Genomic DNA, 3,292 nt, shown 5'->3' with positions numbered 1-3,292 from the left:
TTATCAGAATTGTTGGCAATTGGGCTCATTCATTAGTTCGCCTGGTCATACCTTCCCCCTATTTATTGAGCAGATACCAATAGCCAAACCTTTTAAGTGGACATATAAGGGTAAAGTCTTGGCTGTTTAATAGTCTGTGTATTTACGCCGAGCTGTACTAGGTAACTTACAAACAGAAAATGAGGCGCTGAGACATCAACTAGAACAATCGACACTCCAAATACAGGGATACAGGGATGCCGAAATAACTCTCAAAGCAACTGTTGACAGGGCTATTGCAAACTCCGGTATATGGAGTACGCGACTAACTAAATGCCAAGAATCGCTGGAAAGACAGACAAGGGAAGCGGATAAAAACCGTACATTCTTTGTCGAGGAGCAGGCAGAGAAGGAAAAAATAAAAGCTGACTACGCCAAACTTCTAGAATCCAGTAATGCAGTCACCAATAAGTTGAGAGAGGAAGTGAAAACACTCCGATCACAACTTGAGAAAGAGCGCGCTGATCGGAAAGACCTAGAGGAGGAATTCCGGGATTTAGATAGTAGATGGACGGAATCTCAAGAGGAATTGGCTAAATTGCGATCGGAACTCTCTGACCTGAGACAAGCATCAGTCACTGCCAGCAAGGATTTACCGGAAGCGGCTGACTTGCTCAATCGGTTGAGAGCGCGGCGTAAAAAGTCGAAGGCTGACCCGGATGATATGAAGGCAGTTTTGGACATATTGGCAGAGCTAGGCACTTGATTGTCTCCAATTTTGTCTCCAAATTGTCTCCAATTTGTCTCCAAACAGCCCGTCTTTGCCTCCAAATTGTCTCCAAATTGTCTCCAAAACGCCTTGTGCAACCATAGAGGCTAAGCCCTATAAACGCCAAAAGCCTTGATTTCTCAAGGGTTCTAGGTTCTTATAGAAGCAAGCGGGCAGCGGGAATCGAACCCGCATAATTAGCTTGTGCGCTGCAATTGCTTGTGCTGTTACCGCTGGTAATATCGCCCGCAAACTGTCCGAACAAGGGGAGATTGAGGCAATTAAAGAGCGGGCAATCACCGCCGATGTGGTGGATGAAATCTCGACAAGCGTATACATTTCTCAGAAACAAAGACAACAGGAAGCAGAACAAATTCTGGCAACAAACGAACGAACAGACGAACAAGAGGCAGAACTCGATTCGATAAGAGAATCACTAGAACGAATACTGAATCAGACTTCTGGCGATTCTGGCTCGCCTCGCAGTAGTGAATTTATCCACCAAGCAGCGCGAACAAATCGAACTGATTCTGCAATGTCACGCGAAGGGTATCACTGGCAAGAATCAAATCCTTAAAGAAGTTTGGGGAGTGTCAGCCGGCAGTAGCCAAGCCTACCGCGATGCTAAGGCAGAGTATGAATTCTTGCTGCCGTTTGTGAAGGGTGAGGGTGAGGAGAAGACAAGGGATTACCCCCAAAAGAGCCACGACAACGGCTCTACTCCTTCTCTAAGTCCACAGGCGAGGGCATTTTATATCAAGTCGCAGAGTTTCCTGATCAAGCCCTGATGTACCGATGCGATGAGCTTGCGGGTTTATTCAAATCTGCCAACCAGTACCGAGGGGGTAAAGGCAGTGACGATGAAGACTTACTGGAGTTTTGGAACGGCACAGGCAGTACCGTTCTGCGAGCCTCTGGAGTCAAAGCAGACTTAGAAGGGCTGCTACTGACAGTTTTTGGGACGATTCAACCCGACGTGCTAGCAGAGTTGCTGAAGGATTGCAGCGACTCAAACGGAAAGTTTGCCCGCTTTGACTTTGTTTTTCAACCCGTGGCCGCTTCCAAATTATCTGAGGAAGACAGCGGAAGCTTCGACATTACGCCCATGCTTGCAGCACTTTACACAAAAATAGACGAGCTGCCGGCAATGAAATTCGAGCTCAACCCAGAAGCCAAGCGACTGTTTACAGCTTTCTACAATGCTCAGGAAGAACGGCGCGAGAAGGAGCCTAAACAAGGTATGCGCGCCATGATTGGCAAAACGCCTGAGAAGGTCGGTAAGCTTGCCGCCACCATTCACGCCCTGACCTGTGTTTTCAATGGTGTTGAGGTTAGCCATCTGATTCCTAAAAGCGCAGTGGAAGCGGCGATAAAGTTTGTCAAATTCAGTTCTGACCAGATTGCCAGCCTCTACGCTGAATTCTCCGATCGCAAGGCTTTAGCTCCTAGTTTGGCAAGGTTGGTACTTTTAGCGGAACGAAAAGGAGGGATAGTATCGACTCGCGAGGCTCAGCACGCATTCCACGTAAGGCAGCGGCCGTCCGCTCAGCAAGTTCGAGAATTTTTTGGAGAACTTGAGGCGATGAATTTTGGGGTAGTTACCACAGTGAAAAAAACTGTTTCTTTTTGTTTGACCACAACCACAGTTACCACAGTAACCTCAAACCCTTATACAGCAAGGCTCAACGATGACCACAATGACTCAACACCCTGTACCACAATTACCACAGTAAACGCTACTACTGGGGTTAACTGTGGTTCAACTGTGGTAACTGATGTACCACAGTTGGAATCTTTACCCAGTAAAGACTTGAAGCCTACTGTGGTAACTGTGGTACAAAATTCTGCACCTTCTGAAAAATCAGAAAATTTATTGCTGAGTTCTGAGCCTGCTCGTCCCATGAAGTCGGCCGCTATACCAAAACAGAGAACTTTTGAGATAGGCGATCGAGTTGTGGTCAAGGATGTTGGCGGCATCTATCAAGGTGCACGAGGTGAAGTTGTGGACAATATCTACAGCCGCGCTGGCACTAGCTACTTGGTCAGGTTCCAATACGGTTTACTTAAGGGTTTGGAGGCTTTAAAATATTAAAAACAGGAGAATTAATTTTTATTCCAGTACTTCTGTGTTTAACTTTTTTGGATTTAAATTTTGAAACAGGTTTTTTCACAACTCTTGGGTTATTTCTCTCAACTCTTTGTGGCAAAGTCGCATCAAGAATCTCCCAATTCAACCAAGTTAAAAAAAGGGGATTTTTTGTGCTTCTAGTCGCTGAAATTTTGGAACAGCGCGACGAATAACTCGTAATGTCTCCGTGAAAGAGATACTTAATGGGGAAATTTCTGCACTATGCGCTGTTTGACAAATTAAGGACCGCACAGCCCAATGTCCTAATAATAGACCATAAATTTCTTGTACTACTTCTCTTGGTCTTTGAGAACGAATATGAGTTTTTCGTTCCCCGATATGTACTTTGAATTCATCAATTGTATTTTCGACTTCCCACCGTTGATGATATTCGGCAGCTAATAACTTTGCCGGAA

The 3,292-nt window shown here is 45.6% G+C and carries 2 protein-coding genes and 2 pseudogenes; 3 read left to right on the top strand and 1 reads right to left on the bottom strand.

Annotated elements, in window-relative coordinates:
• Positions 1-136 precede the first annotated feature (136 nt).
• The 3 genes and pseudogenes from QUB06_RS34265 to QUB06_RS34255 all read left to right on the top strand — a co-directional run.
• Positions 137-745, top strand: coding sequence for a hypothetical protein (locus QUB06_RS34265; protein WP_333288083.1), 609 nt, complete (start codon positions 137-139; stop codon positions 743-745).
• A 205-nt stretch (positions 746-950) separates the two neighbouring features.
• A complete protein-coding gene (locus QUB06_RS34260) occupies positions 951-1,325 on the top strand; it encodes a hypothetical protein (protein WP_333439253.1) in 375 nt (124 codons plus the stop codon).
• Between the two features lie 126 nt (positions 1,326-1,451).
• A pseudogene (locus tag QUB06_RS34255) lies at positions 1,452-2,840 on the top strand (DUF3987 domain-containing protein); the annotation flags it as partial.
• A gap of 147 nt (positions 2,841-2,987) precedes the next feature.
• Here QUB06_RS34255 and QUB06_RS34250 read toward each other — a convergent pair.
• Positions 2,988-3,292: pseudogene (locus QUB06_RS34250) on the bottom strand (IS4 family transposase); the annotation flags it as partial.

Origin of the sequence: Microcoleus sp. D2_18a_D3, from assembly GCF_036702455.1 — a bacterium.
Taxonomy (GTDB): domain Bacteria; phylum Cyanobacteriota; class Cyanobacteriia; order Cyanobacteriales; family Microcoleaceae; genus Microcoleus.
Note: the sequence above shows the minus strand (reverse complement) of the source record. Positions and strands in the feature narration are given on the sequence as shown.